The following is a 24,909-nucleotide window of genomic DNA, read 5'->3' on the forward strand; positions in this document are numbered from 1 at the left end:
GATCGTCTCGATCGCGCTGATTCCCTACGCTGGAACGGGAACCCTCCTGCTCTCGCGTGACGTCACCGAACGGGCACGCAGCGAAGCGATGCGGCGCGACTTCGTGGCCAACGTCTCGCATGAATTGCGCACCCCGCTGACCGTGATCTCAGGCTTCATCGAACAGTTCACTGGTGCGACACCACCGAGCGGGGACGCTGCGCAACGTTTCTACCGCCTGATTGCCGAGCAATCCACACGAATGATCAGTCTGGTCGCCGACCTGCTGACCCTGTCGCGCCTGGAGAATGACACGCAGCCCCCGGTCGATGAAATCATACCGATGGACGAGTTGCTCGACACGCTGTGCGCCGAGGCAGAAGCCCTGGCCGAAGGCAAGTTGACTGTCGTGATCGGTCGCAACTCGGCTGGCAAGCTGCGCGGGAGCAGTCATGAAATCAGGAGCGCCTTCGGCAACCTGGTTTCGAATGCAGTGCGCTATACCCCGGCGGGCGGCACCGTCACGCTCGCGTGGCAAGTGGTCGAGGGATGCCCTGTCTTCTCGGTGAGCGATACCGGCATCGGCATCCCCGCCGAGCATATTCCGCGCCTGACCGAGCGCTTCTACCGAATCGACAAAGGCCGCTCGTCGGCGACCGGCGGTACCGGCCTCGGTCTGGCGATCGTCAAGCATGTGCTGGTACGCCACCAGGGCAGACTGACGATTCAGTCGGAAATTGGACGCGGCAGCGTCTTCTCGGCCGTACTGCCGGCCAGCCGATGCGTTGTTGCCCAGGCGGCAACCTTGTGAACAGCGTTTCCCGTCCGGGTGCTCCGGCGGAATCCACCGCGTCCTTGCCGGCCGGTGCTGCTCGCGTGAGTCACCTGTTCCGGTTTTCGGCAGCGCCGGTCATGGGTACGAAGCGCACCGGCAGGATCGCCTCGCGCTGCAGCGAGCTGCCTCGTTTTCTCAGCAGGAACAGGTCTTGGTCGCCGTGCTCGCCCACCGGGATGACCATCCGACCGCCCTCCTTGAGTTGCTCGACCAGTGGCTGCGGCACGTGATCCGGCGCACAGGTGACGATGATCGCGTCGAACGGAGCGGCTTCGGGCCAGCCCTGATAACCGTCGCCGTAGCGTACCCTGACGTTAGGGTAGCCGAGTCTCGCCAGATCGCTACGTGCTCGCTCGGCCAGCGGCTTGACGATTTCGATGCTGTAGACCTCGTCTACCAGGGTGGCCAGGATGGCTGCCTGATAGCCCGAGCCGGTGCCGATTTCGAGCACACGGTCGGTTGCTCGTGGTGCCAGCTTCTCGGTCATGAAGGCGACCACAAAGGGTTGCGAGATCGTCTGCTGGTAGCCTATGGGTAGCGGCCGATCCTCATACGCCCGCCACCTTATCGCCGCCGGCACGAACTCATGCCGCGGTACCGTCGCCATCGCCTTGAGCACTGCCGGGTCAGTGATTCCGCGCAGCGGCGACCTCAACTGCTCTTCGACCATGCTCGCGCGGGCGCTGGCGTGATCGTTGTCGGCGGCCGCCATCGGCGGGCTGGCAGCGAAGCTGAGTAGCGGTGGCAATAGCGTGGTCAAGTAGCCGGCGAAGTTTCGTCCGCGCCGCCTCGTTCCGGCGGCGAGCGCATTCGGGTGTGCACAGGTAAACAACTTGCTGAACATTCCTGCCTCCGCAAAGCTCGCCGCCAGCAGAGCGATCGGCCGCGGCCGGGTCGGCCCAGGCCGCGAGAGCGGCCCACCTGCACGCCGTCGCGTCAAACGCGTACCTGGGTGAGGCAGGTCCCCTGCTGCCCGAGCACGGTGACCAAGCGGCCCAGGAAGTATAGGCACACGCCAACACCCGCGCAAGCCAGCGCCGACTCCTGCAGCCGACGTCGTCACCGCGGCGGACGACAAGCCGATGGCGGGAGACAGGAAGGAGGCGTGCGCTGCCAGGATCATCCTGGTGCAGGCGGCCGGTGCAGGCGGCCGGCGCAGGCGCCGAGCCGACCGCCATCCGCCAGCGAGAGCGCCAGCCCCCAGCGCTCGCCAAGCGTTGGAGGGCCAACGCGCGCTGCGCCACTGCATGTCGGAATCCTTTACAGCTTTCCGGGCCGTGCGCGCAGTTGGCGTCAGGATCACCGTTAAATTCGCCGACAGCAGGATATGGCATGAGTCGTGCTTTCGGAACCGGCGTCTTGCTCCTGGCGCTCGCTTCGAGCGTCGTTGACCAACCCCATGAGAAAAAGAACGATGATGAAGATTCTTGCTGGAATGATTTCTGCGTTGAGCCTGGCCGGGGCCAGCCACGCTGCGACAGTGCTTTACACGCAGAATTTCGAAGCCCCCGACATTCCCGCCTTCAACGCTTTTGCCGGTCCCGACGCAAGCTATACCTCAGTCAATAGCATTTACAACAATCAGCCCGCGGGTTTCTCTTTTGCCCAGCAGTACACGGTTGAGACGCTGCGCGTCGGAGGCAATCAGGCGTGGGGAGGTGCCGGCTTCGTCGATGGACAGGGGACTGCCGGCAACTATGTGATCAGCATGCTGTCGCACGCCAACGACGACTTGCTGGGCCTCTCGTTCAACGTTGGCGCATACCGGTTCCTGAATTTCCAGCTCGATGTTTCTTCGATCGATCTCAACTTCTGGGGCGGCCCCTTTGTTGCGAGCGGCGGACAAGCGCCGACCTTCAAGCTTTCGCTCTGGGATAACCCAGGCGGTGCCAACGGCCTGGGTGGCGGTACTCTGCTCGCGTCGGCAACGATCACCGGTCAGGCGTCGCCGGCACCCAACCGCTTCAATTGGACCAATCATGTCGTCGGGCTCGACGCGACAGGGAACACGAACGGCAATGTCACGCTGGTGATTGACGAGTTGTCTGGCGGTTATGCTGCGCTGGACAACTTCAGAATCGTCGCCTCAGATGTCAGCGGTGACGTCGGCCTGCCCGAACCGACCGCTCTCTCGTTGCTCGGCTTGAGCCTGCTCGGCCTCGGCCGCGCGCGCGGCTGGCAGCGATCGCGCTAGGCAAGACCAGGTTCCCCGCGCACAGGCAACAGCCCGGAAGCCGCAGATCGCCAAGGCAGGTCGTCCAACACAGCCGTCATCACGTTCGCTCTGCCGGTTAGAATCGCGTTTCCGGGAACTGTCCTGCGAAGCGGAAAATGAATTTCGACCGAGAACTCGATGTCAAGGGCTTGAACTGCCCGCTGCCCATCCTGCGCACCAAGAAAGCCCTGGCCGAGATGGCGGCCGGCCAGGTGCTGCGGGTGCTTGCCACCGACCCTGGCTCGGTCAAAGACTTCCAGGCTTTTGCCCGACAGACCGGCAACGAACTCGTCTCTTGGAACGAAACGAGCCAGGTCTTCGAGTACTTTCTCAAACGTAAGTAAAGCCTGCAGCCAGCCAGCGAGCGGCGCGTGCCGAGGCGAGAGCGCTGCTCATGGCAGTGGCCATGAACGCTGAGCACGACTCCTGCTTTGCCCTGTTCGACGGTGACGACGGAGGCGCGCTCGTCCTCGTCGATTGGCTGCGCGTCATCCGCTGCATGCCGCCGGACGACCCGGCCGATTTCTTTGCCGCACTCGATGCGGCGCGTACTGCCGGCTGCTGGTCGGCCGTGGCAGCCGACTATTCCCTGGGTTCGCGTTTCGAGCCAGGCGCCGCGACCCGACAAGGCGAGCGCGCGCCCTTGCGCGCCTGGGTCTTTGCTCGCGCCGAACGCCTTGCCCGGTCAGACCTGCCTTCCTTTCTCGCGGCGCGCCTGGCATCCCTGCCCGAGCAGCAGCGGGTAGCCGGAGTCGCCGAGGTGTCGCCGAGCGTCGATGAGCTGATGCACGCCGGGCAGGTCGAGCGGATTCACCGCTGGATTGCCGATGGCGATTGTTACCAGATCAACCTGACTTTTCCGATTCGCTTGCGCGTCTACGGACATCCTTTCGCGCTGTACGCGCATCTGCGCGAACGCCAGCCGGTGCGCTATGGCGCCTATCTGAGCGTTCCGGATGAGACCATTCTGTCGTTTTCCCCGGAGCTGTTCTTTGCGCGCTCGGGTCCGCTCGTCGTCACTCGACCGATGAAAGGCACCGCGGCGCGCGGCAGGACACCGGCTGAAGACGCCGCCCAGCGCGCTCGCCTGCTCGCCTCAGCCAAGGAACGGGCCGAGAACGTGATGATCGTCGACCTCCTGCGCAATGATCTCGGTCGGCTGGCCTCGCCGGGCAAGGTGCGCGTTACGGCGCTCTGCGAAGCCGAGGCGTATCCGAGTTTGTGGCAACTGGTGTCGACCATCACTGCCGATTTGCCCGAGGTGGCGCTGGCCGACATCTTTGCCGCGCTCTTTCCCTGCGGCTCGATCACCGGAGCGCCAAAAATCAGAGCGATGCAACTGATTGCCGAACTCGAGAAATCGCCGCGCGGACTGTATACCGGCGCGCTTGGCTGGCTGGCGCCGAATGGCGACTGTCGTTTCAATGTCGCCATCCGCACGCTCGAGGTCGCCGCCGACGGGCAGGCGACGCTCGGCGTCGGCAGCGGAATCGTCGCCGACTCGGATGCGGGCAAGGAATACCGCGAGTGTCTGCTCAAGGCGCAATTCGTCACCGCTTTCGATCCGGGTTTCGAGCTGATCGAAACGTTGCGCCTGGACGCCGGAACGTATCCATTGCTCGAAATGCACCTGGACCGGCTGGGTAAATCGGCGCGCGCGCTCGGGTTCACCTGCCCGTTGTCGGCCATCAGCGCTGCCCTGGCGAACGAAGCGCAGCGGCACCGTGCCGGGGTCTTCCGCGTCCGCCTGCGTCTGGCGCACAACGGTGCTTTCCAGATCGCGGCGACGCCGCTGGTGGACGAGCGGCGGCAGGCAGTCTGGCGCGTCGTCCTTGCGAGCGAGCGCTTGCCGGCAGACGACTATCTGCGCCGCCACAAGACGACCGCGCGCGCGCACTACGACCGTGTTCTCGCGCAGTTGGCGGCGACACCGGAAGTCTTCGACGCGCTCTTTGTCAACACCCGCGGCGAAGTCTGTGAGGGTGCGCGCTGCAACATCTTCGTCGAGCGCGCCGGCGTCCTGCTCACGCCGCCACTTGCGTGTGGCCTGCTTGGCGGCGTTCTGCGCCGCTCGCTGCTCCACGCTGGGCGGGCGGTCGAGCACATCCTGCGCGTCGATGATCTCCGCTCGCCGGCCGCCTTGTACGTCGGCAACGCCGTGCGCGGCCTGCTCCCGGCACGGCTGGACGACTGAGCGGCGGGCGCCGGCGGGTCGCGATCAGCGATCAGCGCCCGGCGCGATTCAGCCGGGCTCTTTGCGGCTGGAGTTTTTCCAGCGTGGCCAGGAAGTCGGCGAGCCGCCTGCGTTCCTGTTCGACGACCGAAGCCGGAGCACGCGCGACGAAACGCTCGTTGGCGAGTTTCTCCTGCGCCTTGCCGACTTCGCCGAGCAGGCGGGCAATCTCCTTGTCCAGGCGTTCGCGTTCGGCTGCCAGATCGATCTGCACGTGCAGCAGCAGACGCGTGTCGCCGACCACCGCGGTCGGTGCTTCGGCCTCGCTCGGAAACTCGCTGACGATGGTGACTTCCGACAGCTTGCCGAGCGCTTTCAGGTAGGGGGCGAAGTCAGCCAGCATCTGGCGGTCGCCACACGCCAGCAGGGGGACGCGCGTCGCTGGCGAAAGATTCATTTCGCCGCGCAGGTTGCGGCAGGCGGAGGTCAGATCCTTCAGTTGCCGGACGCGCGCCTCGCTCGCCGGGTCGATCTTCTCGTTGTGTGCCTGTGGATAGGCAGCGAGCATGATCGAAGCGTGCGTCTTGCTTCCGGCGACCGGGGCCAGCGCTTGCCACAGCTCTTCGGTGACAAAAGGCAGCAAGGGATGCGCCAGGCGGAGGACCGTTTCCAGGACGGTCGCCAGCGTCCACCGCGTCGCCTGTTTCTGCTCGTCGCTGCCGATCTGGAGCTGCACTTTCGACAACTCGACATACCAGTCGCAGAATTCGTCCCAGACGAACTCGTAGATCGCTCGCGCCAGCAGATCGAAGCGATACTCGGCGAAGTGCTGGGCGACCAGGGCAGCGCTGCGCTGCAACTGGCTGACGATCCAGCGATCGGCAAACGAGCTGCCGCCCGGCAGGCCATCGGATTGGCTGAGCATACGCAGGTCGGCCAGGTTGGCCTCTTCGCTGCTGTTCATCAGGACGAAGCGCGTGGCGTTCCACAGCTTGTTGCAGAAGTTGCGGTAGCCCTCGCAGCGGCTCAGATCGAACTTGATGTCGCGTCCCGGGCTGGCCAGCGAGAGAAACGTGAAGCGCAGCGCATCGGCGCCGAAAGCCGGAATGCCTTGCGGATATTCCTTGCGCGTACGCTTTTCAATCTCGTCCGCCTGTTTGGGGTTCATCAGCCCGCTTGTGCGCTTGTCGATCAAGGCGGCGAGGTCGATTCCGTCGATCAGATCGATCGGGTCGAGCACGTTGCCCTTAGACTTGCTCATCTTCTGGCCTTCGGCATCGCGGATCAGGCCATGCACATAGACGTGCCGGAACGGGATCTTGCCGGTCAGGTGGCGGGTCATCATCACCATTCGGGCAACCCAGAAGAAGATGATGTCGAAACCGGTCACCAGAACGGTCGAGGGAAGATAGAGGTCGAGTGCCGGATTGCTTTCCGCCGGCCATTCAGCCGTCCAGTCAAGCGTCGAGAACGGCCACAGCGCCGAAGAGTACCAGGTGTCGAGTACGTCCGGGTCGCGCTTCAGCGCTCCCGTATAGCCGCTGGCGGCCGCCTGCGCGCGCGCCTCGTCTTCGTCGTGCGCGACGAAGATCCGTCCGTCGTCGCTGTACCAGGCAGGAATCTGATGACCCCACCACAGTTGCCGCGAAATACACCAGTCCTGAATGTTATTCAGCCACTGGTTGTAGGTGTTGACCCAGTTTTCCGGAAAAAATCTGATCTCGCCCGAGGCGACGCAGGCCAGGGCTTTGCCAGCGATGCTGCTGCCGTCGGCAGCCGGGCGGGTCACGGCGACAAACCACTGGTCGGTCAACATCGGTTCGATGATGACGCCAGTCCGGTCGCCGCGCGGCACCTTCATCACGTGCGGCTCGATTCGCGCCAGCAGATCTTGCGCTTCGAGGTCGCGCACGACTCGCTGGCGGGCGTCGAAACGGTCCAGGCCGCGATACGCGGGCGGTGCGTTGTCGTTGATCCGGCCGTCCAGCGTCAGGATCGGAATCATCGGCAACTGATGGCGCTGAGCGACCGCGTAGTCGTTGAAGTCGTGCGCCGGCGTGACCTTGACGCATCCGGTACCGAAGGCGAGGTCGACGTAGGCGTCAGCAATGATCGGAATGTCGCGTCCGCAAAGGGGTAGCGTGACGGTCCGTCCAATCAGATGACGGTAGCGCTCGTCGTCGGGATGGACCATCACCGCGGTATCGCCGAGCATCGTTTCCGGCCGTGTGGTGGCGACGGTCAGCTCGCCGCTGCCGTCGCTCAATGGATAGCGGATGTGCCAGAGCTGGCCGGGCTCTTCCTCCTGCACGACCTCCAGGTCGGAAACTGCTGTCTGCAGCACCGGGTCCCAGTTGACCAGGCGCTTGCCGCGATAGATCAGGCCCTCGCGATAGAGGCGAACAAAGGTTTCGGTGACCGTACGCGACAGCCCGGCGTCCATCGTGAACCGTTCACGGCGCCAGTCGGGCGACGTGCCCAGCCGCCGCATCTGGCGGGTGATCGTGTTGCCGGAAAACTCCTTCCATTCCCAGACCTTGGCGAGAAACTTTTCGCGCCCCAGGTCGTGCCGCGAGATTCCTTGCCCGTCGAGTTGGCGCTCGACGACGATCTGCGTGGCGATTCCGGCGTGGTCGGTACCCGGCTGCCAGAGCGTGTTGTCGCCGCGCATGCGATGGTAGCGGGTCAGCGCATCCATGATCGCCTGGTTGAAGCCGTGCCCCATGTGCAGCGTACCCGTAACGTTCGGTGGCGGCAGCAGGATGCAGAAAGCGCGCTGTCTGGCGAGGTCGAGGCCGGCGTCGAAGTAACCCCTGGCTTCCCATTCCGGGTACCAGCGACGCTCGATGTCGGCCGGTTCAAAGCTCTTGGCAAGTTCCATATCGACGGGGGTAGTTTTCAAGAGTGCGCATTATACCGGATGAGGCGATGGCTCCGGTTCGGGCGCACCGTCCACGGTAGACGTGTCCGGCTGCTCGTTCGTCGGCTGCGCCGGCGACGTGCAAAGCGTTTCGCGCTGCCTGATGAAGTCGTTCAGCGCGCTGGCGATGCTGGCGTCAATCGTCTGGCGCAAGGTCCTGACGGTGTCCGCCAGACTGCTCGCGAGCAGCGTCGGCAGCTCGTCGGCGAGGCGCTTATCGACCGTCTCGCGCAACTCGGCGGCGAGCGCCAGGTAGACCTCGGCACGTGGCTCGGGCGTGGCAATTTCTGGCAAGGGAACCGCCGCCTCGGAGGTCTCCGCCAGCACGACATCGTCGAGTACTGGAATATCGGCCTCATCCAGCGTAAGCGGCGCGGCGCGCCGCGCGGGCTTGAGCGCGGCTACGAAACGGCGCCGCCGGCTGCGCCAGTGTTCATCCCGCTTGAGCTGCCGATCCGCCGGCACCCTCTGGTCGTCGCCAGGAAACTCCTCCGATGCGGGCAAATCCTTGTCCACGGTCAATCGTCCTAGCTCGACAAATCGACGTATCGGATCTCGTCGCCGTGATCCTTGTAGAAGCGGGCACGCCGGCGGCCTGCCAGGCGTTCTTCGTCGCGCTGCCCGACGACCTCGATCAGGCTGACGAAACGGTCGTGCTCGGGCGGAATGTCGTCAGACAGGTTGAGCAGGCGCTCGGTAAAAGGGACCTGCTCGAGTCGGCCGGCAATCAGCACCGGGGTTTCGGCAGCGAGTGGTGAATCGACCTGGACGTGCGGAATAAAGCCGCTTGGCGGCACCATCCACAACGCTCGATCGAGCGCTTCGGCGACCTCGGCCCGTGGCGCGTAGACGAGCAACCGCTTTTTCCGCGCACACGCCCTGGCGATCAATTCCAGCGTCGCGCTCAGCCGGTCGCCCGCATTGTGGTAGAAGAAAACCTGCGTCAAGCGAGCTTTCCCAGCCGTTTGAGCAAGTAATGCACGAGCAGCGAAACCGGGCGCCCGGTTGCTCCCTTGTCGACGCCTGACTTCCAGGCGGTGCCAGCGATGTCGAGATGCGCCCAACTGTGTTTCTTGGTGAACCGCGCCAGAAAACAGGCGGCGGTGATGCTTCCGCCCGCCCGGCTGCCGACGTTCGCCATGTCAGCGAACGGGCTTTTCAGCGCCTCCTGATAGTCGTTCCAGAGCGGCATCTGCCACACCCGGTCGTGCGCTTCGTCACCGGCTTGGACAAGTTCGCGCGCCAGCCCGTCGTTGTTGGCGTACAGGCCGCTGGCGACATGGCCAAGCGCGATCACGCAAGCGCCGGTAAGCGTCGCAACATCGATCAGCGCCTCGGGGGCAAAACGATCGGCGAAGGTGAGCGCGTCGCAGAGGATCAGGCGGCCTTCGGCGTCGGTGTTGAGAATCTCGATTGTCTGCCCGGACATCGAGGTCACGATATCGCCTGGTCGGGTCGCCGAACCGCCCGGCATGTTCTCGCTCGCCGGCACGATGACCGTCAGATTGACCGGCAGCTTGAGCAGCGCTGCCGCCTTGATCGTCCCGATGACGCTCGCCGCACCGCACATGTCGTACTTCATTTCGTCCATCTCGGGTGCCGGCTTCAGTGAAATCCCTCCGGTGTCGAAGGTAATCCCCTTGCCGACCAGAACGACGGGCTTGTCGTCGGCCTTGCCTCCGCGGTAATGGAGAACGATCAGTCTGGGTGGCTGGTGCGACCCGCGCGCGACGGCAAGCAAGGAGTGCATGCCGAGTTCGGCCATTTCTTCGCGCTCGATGATCTGGCAGTCGATCTTGTGTTCACTCGCCAGTTCGCGTGCCGTCTCGGCAAGATGCGCCGGATGGCACACATTCGGCGGCAGGTTGCCCAGATCTTTGGCGAGCGACATGCCTTCGGCGATCGCCTGCCCCTGCTTGAGCGCTTCTTCGGCCGCCGCCAGCTCGCTACGCCGGTCGACGACAAAGGTCAGCTTGCGCAGCGGTCGGCGAACCTTGTCCTTCTTGCTCTTGAACTGGTCAAAGCGGTAGACCGTTTCCTGCGCGACAATCGCCGCCTGGCGGACGCGCCACGCGCAAGTCCGCTTCCTGACGCTGGTTTCGGTCAGGAAAACCGTCCCGTCGAAAGCGCCGGTCTCGTTCAAGGTTTTTACCGCACTGCGGATCGCGTCGCCGAACTCCTTGTCGCCGAACTCCTTCTCTTTGCCCAGACCAACCAGCAGGACGCGGTCGCACAGGGTGCCGGGGACGTTGTGCAGGAGCAGCGTCGAGCCCGCCTTACCCTCCATATCGCCGCGCCGAACGATGTCGGAAATGTGATTGTGCGCCGCGTTGTCGAGCAGCTCGGCCGCCAGTGTCAGCTTGCGTGGCTCGAAAACGCCGACGACGACACAGGCACTTCGCTGCTTTTCCGGGCTGCCGCTTTTTATGCTAAATTCCACTCAACTCCCCTCCGGCCAGGCGCGCTGTTGCAAAACGCTGATTATCACTGCAGTTTTTCGTCGAAGTCAAAAGAATGATCTTTCAGGGCGCCGTCCGGCGCGAGTTCGCCCATTCGGCGGCCGGGGTCTTCACCGCGCTTTTCGCCATCCTGGTGACGACGCAACTGATTCGCCTGCTCAGCGAGGCGGCGCAAAGTAGCGTCGAAGCCGACGCCGTCGCAGCGCTGCTTGGTTTCTCGGCGCTCAATTATCTGCCGCCGCTACTTTCTCTGTCGCTCTTCGTCGCCATACTGCTTACCCTGTCGCGCAGCTACCGCGACTCGGAAATGGTCGTCTGGTTCTCCGCCGGCTTGCCGCTGACCGCGTGGATCAGGCCGGTCCTGATCTTTGCCCTGCCGCTGGTTGCCACCATCGCCGTCCTTTCCTGGTTTCTCTCGCCATGGGCCTTGGCGCAAAGCGCCGAATTTCGCGGCAAGCTGAGCATGCGCAAGGATACCGGTCAGGTGGCACCGGGAACCTTCCAGGAAACTTCGGCGGGCGATCGAGTAATCTTCGTCGAAGGCCTTGCCGACGACACCAGCCAGGTCCACAACGTCTTCGTCAGCGAAGCGCGCGGCGAACGCGTCGGCGTCACGATGGCGGCGACCGGCTACCGGACGACGGCGAACAATGGTGACCGCTTCATCGTGCTCGAGAACGGCAGCCGCTACGAGTTTACGCCGGGAACCGCAGAGTACCGCATTCTCGAATACGCGCGCTACGCGGTTCGCATCGAGACCAAGGAGTCGCGCAGCCTCGAACCGACGCCGAAGACGATGCCGAGCCAGGAACTTCTCGCCATCGACTCGCCGGTCTATCGTGCCGAGCTTCTCTGGCGTTTGAGCATGCCCTTTTCGGCCATCGTCCTCGCCCTGCTGGCGATTCCATTGTCTTTCGTCAATCCGCGTGCCGGGCGTTCGGCGAACATGCTGCTCGCCGTGCTGGTCTATCTCATCTACAACAACCTGCTGACGATCAGCCAGGGTTGGGTGGCGAGCGGCAAGGTCTCCTTTGCCGTCGGGCTGACGACGGTACACCTGGTGATGCTCTGCGTTCTGCCGCTGCTCTTCTACCACCGGATCGCCGTGTCCTCGTTCATGCGTCTGACGCGATGAAAGTCTATCGCCGTTACCTTGGACGCGAGGCGTCGGCTGCCATTCTGCTGGTGCTGCTCGCTTTCCTGGTTCTCTTTTCGTTCTTCGACGTGCTCGCCGAGGTCAAGAACGTCGGTCAGGGAGGCTACAAGCTCCGTCACGCTTTCGCTTTCGTGCTCCTGCGTCTGCCCGGGCGAGCCTACGAACTGATGCCGATCGCCGTTCTGATCGGTACCTTGTACGCCTTGACCACCTTGGCTCGCCATTCCGAGATTACTGTTCTACGCGTCTCGGGTTTGTCGACGATAGCCTTGCTGAACGGCCTGTTTCTTGTCGCTGCTGTCTTCGCCGGGTTGACTTTCCTGCTTGGCGAATACGTTGCACCACCGGCGGAGAAAGCAGCGCACCAGATGCGCCTCAAGGAGAGAGGCCGCATGGTTGGACAGGACTTGCGTTCCGGCCTTTGGGTGAAAGACGAGCGGAGCTTCATCAACGTGCGCGTCGTTCTCCCGGATACGCGCTTACGGGGAATCCGCATCTACACCTTCGACGAGCAGGCAAAGCTGAACAGCGTGATCGAGGCGGCGGCCGGCGAGCATGTCGTTCCCGACGGCTGGCACCTGACCGAAATCGTCCAGACGACGCTCTCCAGCGACCGCGCTGAAGTGCAAAGAATGCCCGAGATGCTGTGGCGCTCGGCGCTCAACCCGGACATTCTGGCGGTTCTCATGGTTTCGCCGGAGCGCATGTCGCTGCGTCACCTCTCCGCCTATACCAAGCACCTGGCGGACAACCGGCAGACGACGAACCGCTACGATATCGCGTTCTGGAAGAAGATCACCTATCCGCTGGCGGCCTTCGTCATGGTTGCTCTGGCCTTGCCCTTTGCCGCCGGGCCCGCCCGGGTTGCCGGCGGAGCGGGCCTCAAGGTCTTCTCGGGAGTGATGGTCGGAATTCTCTTCCACATGCTAAACGGCCTGTTCTCGAACCTCGGCGCGATCAATAGCTGGTCACCCCTGCTCAGCGCGGTAACCCCCTCGGCCTTGTTCCTTCTGGCGGCAATGGGAATGATCTGGTGGGTCGAGCGGCGCTGAGCAAGGGAGTACGACTACCAGACTACCGCTCGTTGTCTTGCCTGATGAGCGGACGCTGACTGATCTGGTGGCACCGCTGGGTGGGGAGCCAGCCCTCGCGCGCTCAGGACATGACAAGTCGTGTTCCCGCCAGGCGGTCGTGCAGGAAGAGCCGATCGCGATCAAACAGCGCCCAGACGATGCCGATTCCGGCGAGCAGAATGCTCGGCCAGCACCAGAGGAAGCGCACCAGCGCCTGTCCCGGGCGCACGGCGCTGCCCTCCTGCGTGACGAGTCGAATGCGCCAGGTTTTCATCGCCAGCGTCTGGCCGCCGTTGCTCCAGAAATAGACGAAGTAGACGAGCAGCACCAGCAGGCAGTGCGCCTGAATGACGCCTGGCGCCGCCAGGCGATGCGCGAACGCGCCGAGCAGCACGTGCGGTAGAACGAGGAGAACGGCGAGCACGGCGAGGAGCAGTAGCGCCTCGTAGAACATGCTCGCCAAGCGGCGCAGAAAACTCGGGCGGGCCAAGGGAACGACGTCCGGCATCAGCGTCTGCGCATGAACCGCTGGCCTTGCCGAACGACGAACAGACACACTGGCTTCTTCCTCGTTTCCTTGCCCGACCATTCTGACCGAGGTCCGCCGCAGGTCGGCGGATCAGTGCCGGTTGTCACCCTCGGGCGCTGCTGGGTTGCCGCTCAGGGTCGTCTGGCTCGCCGGGCCGGCGGGCGGGGCGGCGTTTGCCGGTGTTTCCGGCAACACTGGCAGAGTGCTTCCCGGCGGCGAAGGCGTTGGTGCCATTGCCGGTGACGCACCCGCCATGCCGGCCGGCGGAGGACCGGCAGCAACGCGTCCGGGTTTCGGCACGGGCGGCTTGCCAGCCGCCTGTTGCTTCAGCTTCTCCTTTTCTTCGGGCGAGAGGCTGGAGTACTGTTCCCACTTCTCCTTCAGCTCCTGCTTTTTCTCGGCCGGCAGTCGGGCGGTGGTCTTGAAGTTCTCGCGTGCGATGTTTCGCTGTTTCGGCGTCAGTTTGCCCCAGTCCTGCATCTGCGCCTGAATTCTCCGCTGTTCTTCCGGTGTCATGCTGGAAAAACGACGGGTAATGCCGAGCCACTTCTTTTGGCGATGGTACTCCATCGCGTCCCAGTCATCGCTCAGCGGGGCCAGTATGCTTTTCTGCTCAGCGGTGAGTTCGGTCCACTGCGGCTGCGGCGGAGTGACGATCACCGAAGCGCCCGGTACCTCGGCCTGACAGGTGAGCGCGACAAGGCCAAAGAGGAGAAGGCTGCTACGGACTACCGCTCCGCGGAGCTTTTCAACCATGCAAGAAACCCACTGTCGGTGAAGGCATCAATTGGCAGATCGTCGGCCAACAGCGCGCTGTCGATCGCTTCGATTTCGGCGATGCTCTGGTCGGCAGACCAGTACGTGTAGGTGATCATCCCGACAGCGACCAGCAGCGCAATCCCCACCTGACGCAGATTCAAGCCGTCGACGTGGTGCTGGACAAAACTTCCCGCCGCCGCGAGAATCGATTGTCGTACCGGCACCCGCTGTTTGGCAAGCGCCCGTTCGCGGGCACTGTGCAGTCGGTCAAGCGTGGCGGGCGGCAGTTCGTGCACGCCGCGGTTCAAGTGTTGCCGAATCTTGTAGGCAAAATGCAGCTCATTCATAAGGTAATTCCTTTTGCTCTCAACGCTGCCGCCAGCGTGTGGTTGGCGCGCGAGCAGTGCGTCTTGACGCTGCCCTCGGAGCAACCCATGGCAGACGCCGTCTGGGCAACGTCCATATCCTCCCAGTAACGCAGGAGGAAGGCCTCGCGTTGACGGGCCGGCAGCAACTTTATCTCCTTTTCAATTGCAGCAAGGACTTGCGACTGCAACAACTGATCGTCCGGGGCTTGCGGCGAGTTCGAGCCCGATTCTGCGGCGATCGTTTCGAGCGGGTCGTGATCGTCATCATCATCCGGCGACAGCGAGGAGAGCAGCGTGGTCCAGAGCGAACGCACCTTGCTGCGCCGATAGTAGTCGCGAATCGTGTTCTGCAGGATGCGCTGAAAGATCATCGGCAGCTCGGACGATGGGCGGTCACCGTACTTCTCGGCGAGCTTCATCATCGCATCCTGAACGATGTCAAGAGCAGATTCCTCGTTGTGTACCGCAAACAGAGCCTGCTTGAAAGCTCGGCGCTCAACCGCAGAGAGGAAATCCGACAGTTCGCGTTGGCTGGCCAGAGCGGGAATCCTTGTTGTTATATTGAGTCAATAGCCGTTGCTGCGAATGGCGGCTGAGGCCTGCGCCTTGACCAATCGCAGTCGAAGCTTTAACGTTACAGACTTTTTTCGAGCAATTTGCTTGCTGGGGCGACGGCAATGACGATGATGACCGGTGCAGAGATTGTAATCAGGTGCCTGCAGGAAGAAAAGGTCGAATATGTTTTCGGCTACCCGGGCGGGGCGGTCCTCCACATCTACGATGCACTGTTCAAGCAGGATCAGATCAAGCATGTCCTGGTTCGCCACGAACAGGCAGCCGTGCATGCGGCCGACGGGCTGGCGCGCTCTTCGCATAAGGTCGGCGTCGCGCTGGTGACTTCGGGTCCGGGGGCGACCAATGCGGTTACCGGCATCGCCACGGCCTACATGGATTCGATCCCGCTGGTCATCATTTCCGGCCAGGTGCCGAACGACTACATCGGTCAGGACGCCTTCCAGGAGTGCGACACGGTGGGGATCACCCGACCCTGCGTCAAGCACAACTTCCTGGTCAACGACGTGCATCAGCTCGCGCTGACCTTCAAGAAGGCGTTCTACATCGCCAACAGCGGTCGTCCGGGGCCGGTCGTGATCGACATCCCCAAGGACGTCACGGCGGCGAAATGCCGTTTCGACTATCCCTCGGCGATCCAGATGCGGTCGTACAATCCCGTCGTCAAGGGGCATCTCGGGCAGATCAAGAAGGCCGTTCATCTGCTGCTGGAAGCCAAGCGACCGATGATCTATACCGGCGGTGGCGTCATCCTGTCGAACGGCGCCGAGCCCTTGACCCGCCTTACGCGGCGCCTTGGTTTCCCGATCACCAATACGCTGATGGGCCTGGGCGCCTATCCCGGGACCGACCGCCAGTTTCTCGGCATGCCGGGCATGCACGGCACGGTCGAGGCCAACCTGGCGATGCAGCACTGCGATGTCCTGCTGGCCATTGGCGCCCGTTTCGATGACCGCGTGATCGGCAATCCGGACAACTTCTCGTCGTTGCCGCGCAAGATCATCCACGTCGACATCGACCCTTCGTCGATTTCCAAGCGCGTCAAGGTCGATGTGCCGATCGTCGGCAATGTTCCCGACGTTCTGGAAGAAATGATTCGCCTGATCGAAGCCGGTAACGCCGCCCCCGATGCACAGGATCTGGCCGCCTGGTGGAAGCAGATCGAAGAGTGGCGCGGCAAGCAGTGCATGAAGTATCGCATGCGCAAGAGTGTCATCATGCCGCAATACGTCATCGAGAAGCTCTACGAAATTACCGGCGGCCGCGCGATCGTCACCTCCGATGTCGGCCAGCACCAGATGTGGGCGGCGCAGTACTACAAGTTCGAGCAGCCCCGCCGCTGGCTCAATTCGGGTGGCCTTGGCACGATGGGCGTCGGTCTGCCGTACGCGATGGGCGCGGCGCTGGTCAATCCGGGAATGCAGGTCGTCTGTGTGACCGGCGAAGGGTCGATCCAGATGTGCATTCAGGAACTTTCGACGGCGAAGCAGTTCCGCCTGCCGATCAAGATCATCAACCTCAACAATCGCTACCTGGGAATGGTCCGGCAATGGCAGGAAATGTTCTACGGGAGCCGCTATTCCGAGTCGTACATGGATTCCTTGCCTGACTTCGTCAAGCTCGCCGAGGCTTATGGTCATGTCGGGATTCGCGTCGAGCGGCCGGAAGACGTCGAGGCAGCGCTCAGGAAGGCTTTCGTCGACCACAAGGACGATCTCGTCTTCCTCGACATGATCACCGATCAGAAGGCCAACGTCTTCCCGATGGTGGCTGCCGGCAAAGGACTGGCCGACATGATTCTGACCGAAGACCTGTAAGGACGGACCTGATGAGACACATTATTTCGATTCTGCTGGAGAACGAAGCTGGCGCCTTGTCGCGCGTTGCCGGCCTTTTTTCGGCGCGCGCCTACAACATCGAGACGCTCACCGTAGCGCCGACCGAGGACGTTTCGCTGTCGCGCCTGACGATCGTCACTTCGGGTACCGATGCGGTCATCGAGCAGATCACCAAGCAGTTGAACAAGCTGATCGACGTCATCAAGGTGGTCGATCTGTCGGAAGCCGCGCACATCGAACGCGAACTGATGCTGATCAAGGTGCGTGCCACCGGCAAGGACCGCGAAGAGGTCAAGCGACTGGCCGACATCTTCCGTGGCCACATCATCGACGTGACCGAGTCGACCTACGTCGTCGAGCTGACCGCCAGCGGGGCAAAGCTCGACTCGTTCATTCAGGCCATCGACCCGGGACTGATTCTGGAAACGGTTCGCACCGGCGTGTGCGGCATAGGTCGCGGCGAACGCATTCTGAAGGTCTGAGCACACCGTACAACAAGCAGAGGAAACCCATGAAAGTCTATTACGACAAGGATGCTGACCTGTCGCTGATCAAGGGCAGGAAAGTGACGATCGTCGGTTACGGGTCGCAAGGCCATGCGCATGCACAGAATCTCAGCGATTCGGGCGTGCAGGTGACGGTCGGTCTGCGCCAGGGTGGCGCTTCCTGGAGCAAGGCGCTGAACGCCGGGCTGCAGGTCGCCGAAGTCGCAGCCGCAGTGCGCGAGGCCGACGTCGTGATGATGCTCCTGCCCGACGAGAGCATCCCGCAGGTCTATCAGAGCGAGCTTGCGCCGAACATGAAGCAGGGGGCGGTCCTTGCCTTCGCGCACGGCTTCAACATCCATTACAACCAGGTCGTTCCGCGCGACGATCTCGATGTGATCATGGTCGCGCCGAAAGGCCCCGGCCACACGGTACGCTCCGAGTATCTCAAGGGGGGTGGTGTTCCGTCGTTGATCGCCGTGCATCAGGACCGTTCGGGCAAGGCGCGCGACATCGCACTTTCCTACGCCGCGGCGAATGGCGGGACGAAGGGCGGCGTGATCGAAACCAACTTCCGGGAAGAAACCGAGACCGACCTCTTCGGCGAGCAGGCGGTACTCTGCGGCGGCGCTGTCGAACTGGTCAAGATGGGCTTTGAAACGCTGGTTGAAGCCGGCTATGCGCCCGAGATGGCCTACTTCGAATGCCTGCACGAGCTGAAGCTGATCGTCGACCTGATGTACGAAGGCGGCATTGCCAACATGAACTACTCGATTTCCAACAATGCCGAGTATGGCGAGTACGTCACCGGACCGGAAGTCATCAACGAGCATTCGCGAGCAGCCATGCGGGCAGCGCTGACGCGCATCCAGAACGGCGACTACGCCAAGATGTTCATCCTCGAAGGGCGGACCAACTACCCGGCGATGACGGCTCGTCGTCGCCTGATCGCGCAGCACCCGGTGGAGACGGTCGGCGCCAGGCTGCGTGACATGATGCCGTGGATCAAGAAGAACCGTCTGGTCGATCAGAGCAAGAACTGAGCGCCGGCCGGCGCATGGGAAGCGCCGGCCAGGTGACACAGCCGGTGGACGAACGAGGAGTGAGCGGGTAGGCAAGGATGCAGACCGGTCGCCGAGCAGATCAGTTCACCCCTTTGGAGTCCTCCGACAAACGCCATGCCCGAAGTGAAGCCCCGCAAGACGCTCTTCAACCCGGAGTTACGCCGGCGCGGGATCTATCTCCTGCCCAACCTGTTCACGACCGCAGCGCTCTTTTGCGGTTTCTTCGCCATCGTGCAAGCGATGACCGGACGTTTCGAACTGGCGGCTATCGCGATCTTCGTCGCCATGGTGCTGGACGGCCTTGACGGCAGGGTGGCTCGTCTGACGCGTACGCAAAGCGCCTTCGGCGCCGAGTACGATTCGCTGGCCGACATGGTTTCCTTTGGCGTCGCCCCGGCGCTGGTAATTTTCGCCTGGACGCTGAAGGATATGGGGCGCCTTGGCTGGATCGCCGCGTTCATCTATTGCGCCGGCGCCGCTCTGCGCCTCGCGCGCTTCAATACGACGCTGGAAGTCGTCGACCGGCGTTACTTCCAGGGCCTGCCGAGCCCGGCTGCGGCAGCACTCGTCGCCGGCTTTCTCTGGGTGATGATCGACAAGCACATTGCCGGCAGCGACGTACGCTGGCTGGCGTGCGTTCTGGTCATCTTCAGCGGCATATCGATGGTCAGCAATGTCCGTTTCTCGAGCTTCAAGGACATCAACCTGCGGCGCAGCGTGCCGTTCATTTTCATCGTCGCCATTGCCATCGGTTTTGCCGTCATCTCCTACGACACGCCGGTAGCGCTCTTTGGCCTGTTCGTCACCTACGCATTTTCGGGTTACGTGCTGGCCGCGGTGCGGCTCATCGGGCGACGCACGCCGCCGCCGCCCGAAGTCTGAAATTCCGTCGTTGCCGACCGCTATCGGGGAGGGCTGCGCGACCTGAACTCGTCAAGCCAGCGCCGGACGGCTTGTCGATGACGTGCATGGACGATTGACACGTCAATTCGAAACTGTTTATAGTCCGGGCATGAGTTCGTATCACTTCTCCTCCTGCTTCGTCTCGCTGCGCGCCGTCCTGCTCGCCCGGCCGCTGCTGCGCGTCACGCGCTAAGAAAACATCCCCCCAATTCGTGCAGTTTCCGTCGGTTTCCCCGGTTGGGGAAACCGTTGCCGGCCATACAGATTTTCCATTCGGAGTCAGGACATGAAAGAGCATTTGGTTATTTTCGACACGACCTTGCGCGACGGCGAACAGAGCCCGGGCGCTTCGATGACAAGAGAAGAAAAGTTGCGCGTTGCCCGCCAGCTCGAGCGTATGCAGGTCGATGTGATCGAAGCCGGTTTCGCCGCGGCCTCACCCGGCGATTTTGACGCGATCCGGTCGATTGCCAGAATCGTTACCGGTTCGACGGTCTGTTCGCTCGCGCGCTCGAACGAAAACGACATTCGGCGGGCGGGCGAAGCAATCGCCCCGGCGGCGCGTGGGCGGATTCATACCTTCATCGCCACCAGCCCGATCCACATGGAGAAAAAGCTGCGCATGAGCCCGGATCAGGTTGTCGAAGCGGCCGTGCAGGCGGTGCGCTGGGCGCGCGAATACACCGAAGACGTCGAGTTTTCGGCCGAAGATGCCGTGCGCTCGGACGTCGACTTCCTCTGCCGCGTGTTCACCGCGGTAATCGAAGCTGGTGCGCGAACGATCAATGTGCCGGATACCGTCGGCTACAGCGTGCCCTCGGTCTGGGGTGAGTTGATCCGCACCTTGATCGCCCGCGTCCCCGGCGCCGATCAGGTGGTGTGGTCGACGCATTGTCACAACGACCTCGGCATGGCCGTCGCCAACTCGCTGTCGGCCGTCCTTGCCGGCGCTCGCCAGGTCGAGTGCACGATCAACGGTCTTGGCGAACGCGCCGGCAACGCTTCGCTGGAAGAGGTCGTCATGGCGGTGCGCACGCGCAGCGACATTTTTCCGGTCGAGACGCGCATCGATACGACGCAAATCGTTCCCGCCTCGAAGCTGGTCTCGCAGATCACCGGCTACCCGGTTCAGCCGAACAAGGCGGTGGTCGGCGCGAATGCTTTCGCGCACGAGTCTGGAATTCATCAGGACGGCGTCTTGAAGCACCGCGAAACCTACGAGATCATGCGTGCCGAAGACGTCGGATGGGCGCAGAACAAGCTCGTCCTGGGCAAGCATTCCGGGCGCAATGCGTTCAAGGCGCGCCTCTCGGCCTTGGGCATCGTGCTCGACGGCGAGGAGGCGGTCAACGCAGCTTTTGCCCGTTTCAAGGAGCTGGCCGACAAGAAGCATGAGATTTTCGACGAGGATCTGCAGGCGCTCGTTTCCGACGACGAACTGTTGCAGGACGGCGAGTATTACAAGCTCGTCTATTCGCACGTCTGCTCGGAGACCGGCGAGACGCCAGCGGCGAACGTGACCTTGACGCTTGGCGCGCTCGAAAAGAAGGGCTCAGGCGTCGGCAGTGGTCCGGTCGACGCGACCTTCAAGGCGATCGAGTCGATTGCTGCGAGCGGCGCGCAACTCCTCCTCTACTCGGTCAACGCGATCACCACGGGTACCGACGCGCAGGGCGAGGTCACCGTCCGGCTGGCCAAGAACGGCCGTATCGTCAATGGCAATGGGGCCGATACCGATATCGTCATTGCTTCCGCCAAAGCCTACCTGAACGCGCTCAACAAGCTGCAGTTTCCCGACCGGCTCGATCCGCAAGCCGATGTATGATTCCCGTCCTGCCGGGGTAATCGGAAAAGGGCAAGGCAACTTGCCCTTTTCTATTTCCCGGACCGGCGGCTCAGCCGAGCGTAGGCGACCGCGGCGATGAAGAAAGTGATCGCCAGCGCCGTTTCGGCGATCGCCAGGCTTTGCCCGGTGCCCGTCTCGGTCGTCGCCCGTACGATGCCTTCGGTGAAATAAAGCAGGATCATCATCGATGCCCACTGGTAGGTGTAGCGCCTGCCGTGCAGAATGCCGAACAGGGGGGCGAGTAGCGGCAGGCATTTCAGCGCCAGCCACGAGCCGCCCGCTTGCACCGGGGCCAGCCGCAGTTCCCAGGCCAGGCAGAGAAAGATCAGCGCAATCAGGCTGCCACAAGCGGCGAGGTAGGACCAACGGATCATCGATCAGCGCTGCCGGTCGCCCGGCTGGGAAACGAATGGGAAGACTTCTGCGACATCGAGCTATTATCCTGGAAAACGCCACTTCATCATGAATAGCCAAACCATACTGCCGACGCCTTTTGCCTGGCGTCCGTTTGCGCTGCGCGTCGGCCGTCGGTTTGTCGAGGAAAACTTCGACCAGCTCAGCGCCAGCCTGGCTTTCACGACGCTCCTCTCGCTCGTTCCGCTGATCGCCGTCGTGCTCAGCGTCGTCGCTGCCGTACCCGTCTTTCCACGGCTGGTCGAACAACTCGACCTCTACCTGGCACGCAGCCTGCTGCCCGAACGCAGTGCTGGAATGATCGTTCAGTACCTGCTGGAGTTTTCCGCGAAGGCTGGCCATGTAACGCTGGTCGGCTCGCTCGTCCTGATTACCACGGTCGCCCTGCTCCTGTCGACGATCGAACGCGCCTTCAATCACGTCTGGCGGGTCACCAGCCATCGCCCGTGGCGGCGGCGGTTTGCGCTCTATGCCGCACTGGTTGCCTTGTGGCCGCTGCTCGTCGGTGGAATCATCGTCGCCACCTCGTACGCGGTGACCACTTCGCTTGGCCTGATCGACGAACCGCCATGGCTCAGGCGCCTGCTCCTGCGTGGACTTGGCCTGCTGATTGCCGGCATTTTCCTCGGCGGCCTGTATTACGCGCTGCCCAATACGCGCGTCGCGCTGCGCGACGCTGCCGGTGCGGGCCTCTTTGCCGCACTCGGCTTCCTGCTGATGCAGAAAGCCTTCGAGCTGTATCTGGCGAGCTTTCCGTCCTATACCGCGGTGTATGGCACATTCGCCACGCTGCCGGTGTTCCTGCTCTGGCTTTACCTGTCGTGGGCAGTCGTCCTGCTGGGCGCACTGGTAGCCGCGACGCTGCCCGAATTTCGCCACCCGGCCGGCAACTCAGGCGCGACGCGAGCGCCCGAGCGGCCGCCGCCTGCGCGATAATGCGGCGAATCATTGTCGAGACCACGAAAGGAGCTTTGTCATGCCCAGCAGCCTGATGTGCCGCCTGCAGCGCTTCGTTTCCTTGACCGTCCGGCGGCTGTTCATTGGCGCGGCTGTCACGCTGGCCCCGCTTGCCCTGGCCGAGGGAATCGAACCGGCGAGCAAGGGGCAGACCGTCTACGTGCCAATCTATTCCGAGATCCGCCACGGCAATACCTCATCGTCGGGCAAGCCGGAGACGACCTTGATGTCGGTTCTCGTCAGCGTCAGGAACACCGATCCGACGAACCCGATCCGCATCGTTGCCGCACCGTACTACAACACCGATGGCGTCCTGATTCGCAACTCGGTGACCAGTCCCAAGCCGATTCCGCCGTTTGGTACCTTCGAGATTTTTGTCGAGTTGCGCGAGAACCTGGGCGGCTCGGGGGCCAATTACGCGATCAAGTGGGACGCAGCCACGGCCGTTTCTCCGCCGACGATAGAGGCGCTGCATTCTCGCTTCCAGGCAGGCTACTCGGTTGCCTTCATCTCGCGTGGCCGGGCCATTTCCGAACCTTGAGGCAAGCGCCGACCAGCAGGTGGCGGCGTGCCAGCGGCAGTGCGCAGGCTGCCTCCCGGCGCGCGACCCAACGATGGCGCCAAGCCGATGTCGAAGGAGTGTCATGCCCGCCACGTCGCACCTGATCAGATTGACGACAACCGCCGAAGACCATCGCATTGCCCGGTTGAGCGCCGCGGCAATCGGTTTGTCGCTGGTCGACGCGGCAATTCCACTGCCCTTGCCCGGCGTCAAGCCGGGTCTGGCCAACATCGTCACGCTGATCGTCCTCGCCCGCTATGGCTGGCAAACCGCCGCCTGGGTGAGCGGCCTGCGCGTCGTCGCTGGTAGCCTGCTACTCGGCCATTTCCTTTCGCCGGCCTTTTTCATGAGCCTGACCGGCACGATCTGCAGTCTGCTGCTCCTCGCTGTCGCCGTTCGCCTGCCGCGCCGCTGGTTTGGCCCGGTAAGCTGGAGCCTGCTTGCCGCCCATGCCCATATCGGCGGACAACTCCTCCTGGCGCGCCTGTGGCTGATTCCGCACGATGGCGTCTTTCTCCTGACGCCGGTCTTCGCCGGTGCAGCGCTGGTTTTTGGTACGAGCAACGGCTTGCTCGCTGCGCACCTGCTCGCGCAGGCGCCCGTCTCGTCGGAGGCGACGGAAAATGCCTGAAACCATCTGTCTGGCGCTCACCGGCGCCTCGGGAATGCCTTACGGGATTCGCCTGCTCGAATGTCTGCTTGCCGCCGGCCGGCGTGTCCAGTTGCTCTATTCGCAAGTGGCGCAGGTTGTTGCCGAGCAGGAAATGGGACTGCATCTGCCCAGCCGGGCGAGCGAAGCGAGCGCGCTGCTTGCTCAGCGCTTCGCCGGTCTGCCCGGCGAGCTGCAGGTTTATGGCCGCGAGCAGTGGTTTGCTCCGGTGGCCAGCGGCTCCAACCCGCCAGATGCCATGGTTATCTGCCCGTGCACGCTGGGGACTTTGGCGGCGGTTGCGCAAGGTCTGGCCAGCACGCTCATCGAACGGGCGGCCGATGTCGTTCTCAAGGAAGGCCGCAAGCTGATCGTCGTGCCACGCGAAACACCGCTGTCGACGATTCATCTCGAGAACATGCTGCGCCTGGCGCGCGCCGGAGCAGTGATTCTGCCGCCGAACCCGGGCTTCTACCATCACCCGCAGCGGGTTGAGGATCTGGTCGACTTCGTCGTCGCGCGCATCCTTGATCGTCTGCATGTGGCGCACGCGCTGATGCCGCGCTGGGGCGATGGGGTGGCGGGAAGCGGGTGATCGATGCCTGCCGCTGTCGTTTGGCCAGCCATCGCGCACTAGCTGGCACGCTGGCCGGAAGCAACGCGCACCTGCTCGGTCGGCCGTACGCGTGCTCCTCCCGGCCAACCGGCGGCAGCGCGCGCTGAGACGATGCGCTCAGGGCGCTCTTCGTGGCTTCTGGTCGCCGTCTTCTGTCTCGCCGAAGCGGCGTCGATGGCGGGCTTTGCCCTGGTTCCGTCGTTGCTGCCCAAACTGTCGTTGCAGTGGCGCTTGTCAGCGACCCAGGCTGGCTGGCTGAGCGGCTTCTTCTTCCTCGGCTACCTGCTTGCCGTACCCGTACTGGTGAGTCTGACCGACCGAATGGACGCGCGTCGCGTCTATATCGCCAGCGCTGCCGTCGGTGGCCTCGCGCAGGCCGGCTTCGCCGCCTTCGCCGACGGCCTGGTTGGCGCGCTGGGCTGGTGGTGGCTGGCCGGACTGGGCCTCGCCGGAACGTACATGCCCGGCCTGAAGGCGCTTACCGACCGCCTGCCGGTCGCCGTCCAGTCACGCGGGACAGCCTTCTACACGGCAAC

26 protein-coding genes are annotated in these 24,909 nt (G+C 63.2%); 16 read left to right on the forward strand and 10 right to left on the reverse strand.

Annotation, left to right across the window (positions count from 1 at the left end; translation table 11 throughout):
* Positions 1–790: ATP-binding protein (locus RKP46_RS11215; protein WP_311106721.1), on the forward strand; the 790-nt coding region annotated here is incomplete at its 5' end.
* A 70-nt stretch (positions 791–860) separates the two neighbouring features.
* Here RKP46_RS11215 and RKP46_RS11220 read toward each other — a convergent pair.
* Complete coding sequence (locus RKP46_RS11220) at positions 861–1,658, reverse strand: protein-L-isoaspartate(D-aspartate) O-methyltransferase (RefSeq protein ID WP_311100527.1); 798 nt, start codon at positions 1,656–1,658, stop codon at positions 861–863.
* 570 nt (positions 1,659–2,228) lie between these two features.
* On the opposite strand from RKP46_RS11220, the gene RKP46_RS11225 reads away from it, so the two are divergent.
* The 3 genes from RKP46_RS11225 (at position 2,229) to pabB (ending at position 5,223) form a co-directional block, all read left to right on the forward strand.
* Positions 2,229–3,008, forward strand: a complete 780-nt coding sequence (locus RKP46_RS11225) for a hypothetical protein (RefSeq protein WP_300334317.1) — start codon at positions 2,229–2,231, stop codon at positions 3,006–3,008.
* Positions 3,009–3,145: 137 nt separating this feature from the next.
* A complete protein-coding gene (locus RKP46_RS11230; RefSeq protein WP_311100529.1) occupies positions 3,146–3,373 on the forward strand; it encodes a sulfurtransferase TusA family protein in 228 nt (75 codons plus the stop codon).
* Positions 3,374–3,435: 62 nt separating this feature from the next.
* Positions 3,436–5,223 (forward strand): aminodeoxychorismate synthase component I, encoded by a 1,788-nt coding sequence (gene pabB, locus RKP46_RS11235; RefSeq protein ID WP_311106722.1) that lies wholly within the window; start codon positions 3,436–3,438, stop codon positions 5,221–5,223.
* A 31-nt stretch (positions 5,224–5,254) separates the two neighbouring features.
* On the opposite strand, the gene RKP46_RS11240 is transcribed toward pabB, so the two are convergent.
* The 4 genes from RKP46_RS11240 to RKP46_RS11255 are packed head-to-tail and all read right to left on the reverse strand — an operon-like array spanning position 5,255 to position 10,562.
* Complete coding sequence (locus RKP46_RS11240) at positions 5,255–8,083, reverse strand: valine--tRNA ligase (protein ID WP_311106740.1); 2,829 nt, start codon at positions 8,081–8,083, stop codon at positions 5,255–5,257.
* A gap of 30 nt (positions 8,084–8,113) precedes the next feature.
* Complete coding sequence (locus tag RKP46_RS11245; protein ID WP_311106723.1) at positions 8,114–8,638, reverse strand: hypothetical protein; 525 nt, start codon at positions 8,636–8,638, stop codon at positions 8,114–8,116.
* A gap of 11 nt (positions 8,639–8,649) precedes the next feature.
* A complete protein-coding gene (locus RKP46_RS11250; protein ID WP_311106724.1) occupies positions 8,650–9,069 on the reverse strand; it encodes a DNA polymerase III subunit chi in 420 nt (139 codons plus the stop codon).
* Positions 9,066–10,562: a leucyl aminopeptidase gene (locus RKP46_RS11255; protein ID WP_311106725.1), complete on the reverse strand. Its 1,497-nt coding sequence runs from the start codon at positions 10,560–10,562 to the stop codon at positions 9,066–9,068. The genes RKP46_RS11250 and RKP46_RS11255 overlap by 4 nt, the downstream gene beginning before the upstream one ends.
* A 74-nt stretch (positions 10,563–10,636) precedes the next feature.
* Between RKP46_RS11255 and lptF the strand changes: the two genes are divergently transcribed.
* Both lptF and lptG read left to right on the forward strand, forming a co-directional pair.
* A complete protein-coding gene (lptF, locus tag RKP46_RS11260; RefSeq protein WP_311106726.1) occupies positions 10,637–11,716 on the forward strand; it encodes an LPS export ABC transporter permease LptF in 1,080 nt (359 codons plus the stop codon).
* Positions 11,713–12,789 carry an LPS export ABC transporter permease LptG gene (gene lptG, locus RKP46_RS11265; protein WP_311106727.1) on the forward strand — a complete coding sequence of 359 codons (1,077 nt, stop codon included), beginning with the start codon at positions 11,713–11,715 and terminating at the stop codon, positions 12,787–12,789. The genes lptF and lptG overlap by 4 nt, the downstream gene beginning before the upstream one ends.
* A 103-nt stretch (positions 12,790–12,892) precedes the next feature.
* On the opposite strand, the gene RKP46_RS11270 is transcribed toward lptG, so the two are convergent.
* From RKP46_RS11270 to RKP46_RS11285, 4 genes are all read right to left on the reverse strand, one after another.
* A complete protein-coding gene (locus RKP46_RS11270) occupies positions 12,893–13,318 on the reverse strand; it encodes an RDD family protein (RefSeq protein ID WP_311106728.1) in 426 nt (141 codons plus the stop codon).
* Positions 13,319–13,429: 111 nt separating this feature from the next.
* On the reverse strand, positions 13,430–14,095 hold the full coding sequence (locus tag RKP46_RS11275) for a DUF3106 domain-containing protein (protein WP_311106729.1): 666 nt from the start codon (positions 14,093–14,095) through the stop codon (positions 13,430–13,432).
* A complete protein-coding gene (locus tag RKP46_RS11280; RefSeq protein ID WP_300334260.1) occupies positions 14,068–14,394 on the reverse strand; it encodes a DUF3619 family protein in 327 nt (108 codons plus the stop codon). Before RKP46_RS11280 ends, RKP46_RS11275 begins: the two co-directional genes overlap by 28 nt.
* A 47-nt stretch (positions 14,395–14,441) precedes the next feature.
* Entirely contained in the window at positions 14,442–15,005 is a 564-nt protein-coding gene (locus RKP46_RS11285) for an RNA polymerase sigma factor (protein ID WP_300334271.1), read from the reverse strand.
* A 138-nt stretch (positions 15,006–15,143) separates the two neighbouring features.
* Between RKP46_RS11285 and ilvB the strand changes: the two genes are divergently transcribed.
* From ilvB to RKP46_RS11310, 5 genes are all read left to right on the forward strand, one after another.
* Positions 15,144–16,856 (forward strand): biosynthetic-type acetolactate synthase large subunit, encoded by a 1,713-nt coding sequence (gene ilvB / locus RKP46_RS11290; RefSeq protein ID WP_311106730.1) that lies wholly within the window; start codon positions 15,144–15,146, stop codon positions 16,854–16,856.
* 11 nt (positions 16,857–16,867) lie between these two features.
* Positions 16,868–17,359, forward strand: a complete 492-nt coding sequence (gene ilvN, locus RKP46_RS11295; RefSeq protein WP_300334255.1) for an acetolactate synthase small subunit — start codon at positions 16,868–16,870, stop codon at positions 17,357–17,359.
* Positions 17,360–17,388: 29 nt separating this feature from the next.
* Positions 17,389–18,405: a ketol-acid reductoisomerase gene (gene ilvC, locus RKP46_RS11300; protein WP_311106731.1), complete on the forward strand. Its 1,017-nt coding sequence runs from the start codon at positions 17,389–17,391 to the stop codon at positions 18,403–18,405.
* A gap of 135 nt (positions 18,406–18,540) precedes the next feature.
* Positions 18,541–19,308, forward strand: coding sequence for a CDP-diacylglycerol--serine O-phosphatidyltransferase (gene pssA, locus RKP46_RS11305; RefSeq protein ID WP_311106732.1), 768 nt, complete (start codon positions 18,541–18,543; stop codon positions 19,306–19,308).
* A gap of 307 nt (positions 19,309–19,615) precedes the next feature.
* A complete protein-coding gene (locus tag RKP46_RS11310; RefSeq protein WP_311106733.1) occupies positions 19,616–21,154 on the forward strand; it encodes a 2-isopropylmalate synthase in 1,539 nt (512 codons plus the stop codon).
* A gap of 50 nt (positions 21,155–21,204) precedes the next feature.
* Here the strand turns inward: RKP46_RS11310 and RKP46_RS11315 are convergent, their stop codons facing one another.
* Positions 21,205–21,549: a DUF2069 domain-containing protein gene (locus RKP46_RS11315; RefSeq protein ID WP_311106734.1), complete on the reverse strand. Its 345-nt coding sequence runs from the start codon at positions 21,547–21,549 to the stop codon at positions 21,205–21,207.
* Positions 21,550–21,637: 88 nt separating this feature from the next.
* Between RKP46_RS11315 and RKP46_RS11320 the strand changes: the two genes are divergently transcribed.
* The 5 genes from RKP46_RS11320 to RKP46_RS11340 form a co-directional block, all read left to right on the forward strand.
* Positions 21,638–22,525 carry a YihY family inner membrane protein gene (locus RKP46_RS11320; protein ID WP_311106735.1) on the forward strand — a complete coding sequence of 296 codons (888 nt, stop codon included), beginning with the start codon at positions 21,638–21,640 and terminating at the stop codon, positions 22,523–22,525.
* Between the two features lie 40 nt (positions 22,526–22,565).
* The gene (locus RKP46_RS11325; protein WP_311106736.1) at positions 22,566–23,087 is read left to right on the forward strand and encodes a DUF3124 domain-containing protein; all 522 of its coding nucleotides are present in this window, start codon (positions 22,566–22,568) and stop codon (positions 23,085–23,087) included.
* Positions 23,088–23,190: 103 nt separating this feature from the next.
* The gene (locus RKP46_RS11330) at positions 23,191–23,739 is read left to right on the forward strand and encodes a Gx transporter family protein (protein WP_311106737.1); all 549 of its coding nucleotides are present in this window, start codon (positions 23,191–23,193) and stop codon (positions 23,737–23,739) included.
* On the forward strand, positions 23,732–24,352 hold the full coding sequence (locus RKP46_RS11335) for a flavin prenyltransferase UbiX (RefSeq protein WP_311106738.1): 621 nt from the start codon (positions 23,732–23,734) through the stop codon (positions 24,350–24,352). The genes RKP46_RS11330 and RKP46_RS11335 overlap by 8 nt, the downstream gene beginning before the upstream one ends.
* A 132-nt stretch (positions 24,353–24,484) precedes the next feature.
* Positions 24,485–24,909, forward strand: a 425-nt coding sequence (locus RKP46_RS11340) for an MFS transporter (protein WP_311106739.1), incomplete at its 3' end; no start/stop codon positions are given.

The organism is Accumulibacter sp., assembly GCF_031732815.1.
In the GTDB taxonomy this organism is placed as follows: Bacteria; Pseudomonadota; Gammaproteobacteria; order Burkholderiales; family Rhodocyclaceae; genus Accumulibacter.

Bases quoted from the DNA above. Each gene is read 5' to 3' on its own strand.
- RKP46_RS11320 (WP_311106735.1), top strand. From the start codon at position 21,638: ATGAATAGCCAAACCATACTGCCGACGCCTTTTGCCTGGCGTCCGTTT.
- pabB (WP_311106722.1), top strand. From the start codon at position 3,436: ATGAACGCTGAGCACGACTCCTGCTTTGCCCTGTTCGACGGTGACGAC.
- lptG (WP_311106727.1), top strand. From the start codon at position 11,713: ATGAAAGTCTATCGCCGTTACCTTGGACGCGAGGCGTCGGCTGCCATT.
- RKP46_RS11225 (WP_300334317.1), top strand. From the start codon at position 2,229: ATGATGAAGATTCTTGCTGGAATGATTTCTGCGTTGAGCCTGGCCGGG.
- RKP46_RS11230 (WP_311100529.1), top strand. From the start codon at position 3,146: ATGAATTTCGACCGAGAACTCGATGTCAAGGGCTTGAACTGCCCGCTG.
- ilvB (WP_311106730.1), top strand. From the start codon at position 15,144: ATGACGATGATGACCGGTGCAGAGATTGTAATCAGGTGCCTGCAGGAA.
- RKP46_RS11310 (WP_311106733.1), top strand. From the start codon at position 19,616: ATGAAAGAGCATTTGGTTATTTTCGACACGACCTTGCGCGACGGCGAA.
- RKP46_RS11220 (WP_311100527.1), bottom strand. From the start codon at position 1,658: ATGTTCAGCAAGTTGTTTACCTGTGCACACCCGAATGCGCTCGCCGCC.
- RKP46_RS11330 (WP_311106737.1), top strand. From the start codon at position 23,191: ATGCCCGCCACGTCGCACCTGATCAGATTGACGACAACCGCCGAAGAC.
- ilvC (WP_311106731.1), top strand. From the start codon at position 17,389: ATGAAAGTCTATTACGACAAGGATGCTGACCTGTCGCTGATCAAGGGC.
- RKP46_RS11240 (WP_311106740.1), bottom strand. From the start codon at position 8,083: ATGGAACTTGCCAAGAGCTTTGAACCGGCCGACATCGAGCGTCGCTGG.
- pssA (WP_311106732.1), top strand. From the start codon at position 18,541: ATGCCCGAAGTGAAGCCCCGCAAGACGCTCTTCAACCCGGAGTTACGC.
- RKP46_RS11335 (WP_311106738.1), top strand. From the start codon at position 23,732: ATGCCTGAAACCATCTGTCTGGCGCTCACCGGCGCCTCGGGAATGCCT.
- RKP46_RS11270 (WP_311106728.1), bottom strand. From the start codon at position 13,318: ATGCCGGACGTCGTTCCCTTGGCCCGCCCGAGTTTTCTGCGCCGCTTG.
- lptF (WP_311106726.1), top strand. From the start codon at position 10,637: ATGATCTTTCAGGGCGCCGTCCGGCGCGAGTTCGCCCATTCGGCGGCC.
- RKP46_RS11275 (WP_311106729.1), bottom strand. From the start codon at position 14,095: ATGGTTGAAAAGCTCCGCGGAGCGGTAGTCCGTAGCAGCCTTCTCCTC.
- RKP46_RS11325 (WP_311106736.1), top strand. From the start codon at position 22,566: ATGCCCAGCAGCCTGATGTGCCGCCTGCAGCGCTTCGTTTCCTTGACC.
- ilvN (WP_300334255.1), top strand. From the start codon at position 16,868: ATGAGACACATTATTTCGATTCTGCTGGAGAACGAAGCTGGCGCCTTG.
- RKP46_RS11315 (WP_311106734.1), bottom strand. From the start codon at position 21,549: ATGATCCGTTGGTCCTACCTCGCCGCTTGTGGCAGCCTGATTGCGCTG.